Genomic DNA, 1,412 nt, shown 5'->3' with positions numbered 1-1,412 from the left:
TTATTTAACATAATAGCTTCGTTATGCGACTTCCAAGCTTTATTTTCTTTTGCTTTCAGTTATTTCTTGGTTACATATAAAATATACAAGCACTCTACCTCTATTATTTTTTGATATTATTTTTAATATATTAATCCCATCATCACTTCTTAAATATTCTTCACATTTTTGTCTTTCATATTCATTTTTTGAATCAGTCATTACTGAAAGTAGTCTTTTATTATCAGTATCATATACGATTTTAGCTTTTACTTCTTTTGTTGCATTCAGCAGGGTACTTGTTGTTAAAAGTATCATTGCAATGAAAATTTTATTCATGATTATTCTCTTAAAGGAAAGTCCACTTTAATTGTGGACTTTTTATTTATCTAGTAATCAGGGTCGACATAGATAATTAATCTGCTTTTTTTATTTCTTCGATATATTTTGTTACATCTTTTGCTGTAATTTCACTTAAATGCTTATAAATCAATGCATTGATTATGTCCGCTTCTTCGATTCTTTCTTTTGTTTCGATAATAAAGTCAAGTGACTTTTCTTTGATCGATTCAACGAATTCACCACGTATTCTATAAGTTTTTGATAAATCTGATTTTTTCATGTAACACCTGAACATTGTTAAACGCAACAACATTATTGTGTCACACGTTGCAGTGTTGCATGCAATTCTGTTATATTTCTGTCAAATTGTTGCGTGTGATGTTGTTGCAAATGGAAAATAAACTCTCTTTCAATACAAAACAAGAATTCATTCAATGCGCTTTCGAGAGTGTTGCAAAGATCGTTTCTGATCAGGGACAACATTCTTTAGAAGCTCTTACTCCAGCGATTTCTACAGAAAAGTGTCTTAGTCATTTAGCTTTTGTTGCACACGAATGGTCATACGATCCGACAGTGATTGATACATATGCAAATTTATACAAAGAATCAAATTCAGAATTAATCGAAGCGTTTGGGGAAGAGTGATGGATTACTTAAAATTTGAACATATTAAATGCTCTGGTTGTGGTCGTTTTATTATTCGAAAAGATTTTCTAATTGCCTCTAATCATGAAACTTGGTGCGAAATCATCATAGATTTAGAGGGTTAGATAATGAAAACAATACTTTCCCAAATACAAGAATTTGATTCTGCTTGTCTGACTGTTTCTGAAATATTCCATGCTGAAAAAGAGATTTCACATGAAATTTATGCACGTACTGCTTTCGGTGATGTGTCTTTAGCTGATTCCCAAATCCTTACAAACATGTTGCAGGGTATTACTAAAAATAAGCTGTCTGCTTTTGAAAATGCTCTTGTTCAGCCAAAGAAAAAAGATGATCAATCTATTGCTGAAATCTTTGTACAAAAAATAGCCATACCCGCTAAAAACACGGCAGTAAGTGGACTTGAGACCCCCTTTTATAATATG

The 1,412-nt window shown here is 31.4% G+C and carries 4 protein-coding genes; 2 read left to right on the top strand and 2 right to left on the bottom strand.

The window, feature by feature from the left end; all coding sequences use genetic code 11:
• Window positions 1-39: 39 nt before the first annotated feature.
• Both ACG9ZL_RS20945 and ACG9ZL_RS20940 read right to left on the bottom strand, forming a co-directional pair.
• Window positions 40-318: a hypothetical protein gene (locus tag ACG9ZL_RS20945; protein ID WP_419361816.1), complete on the bottom strand. Its 279-nt coding sequence runs from the start codon at window positions 316-318 to the stop codon at window positions 40-42.
• A gap of 76 nt (window positions 319-394) precedes the next feature.
• Window positions 395-601, bottom strand: a complete 207-nt coding sequence (locus tag ACG9ZL_RS20940) for a hypothetical protein (protein ID WP_419361813.1) — start codon at window positions 599-601, stop codon at window positions 395-397.
• Window positions 602-711: 110 nt separating this feature from the next.
• On the opposite strand from ACG9ZL_RS20940, the gene ACG9ZL_RS20935 reads away from it, so the two are divergent.
• Together ACG9ZL_RS20935 and ACG9ZL_RS20930 are read left to right on the top strand one after the other, a co-directional pair.
• A complete protein-coding gene (locus ACG9ZL_RS20935; protein ID WP_419361810.1) occupies window positions 712-966 on the top strand; it encodes a hypothetical protein in 255 nt (84 codons plus the stop codon).
• Window positions 967-1,094: 128 nt separating this feature from the next.
• Window positions 1,095-1,412, top strand: a 318-nt coding sequence (locus ACG9ZL_RS20930; RefSeq protein ID WP_419361807.1) for a hypothetical protein, incomplete at its 3' end; no start/stop codon positions are given.

It is taken from the genome of Acinetobacter legionensis, assembly GCF_048551735.1.
GTDB lineage: Bacteria > Pseudomonadota > Gammaproteobacteria > Pseudomonadales > Moraxellaceae > Acinetobacter.
The sequence above is the reverse complement of the archived record's forward strand: the minus strand, read 5'-3'. Positions and strand labels throughout refer to the sequence as shown.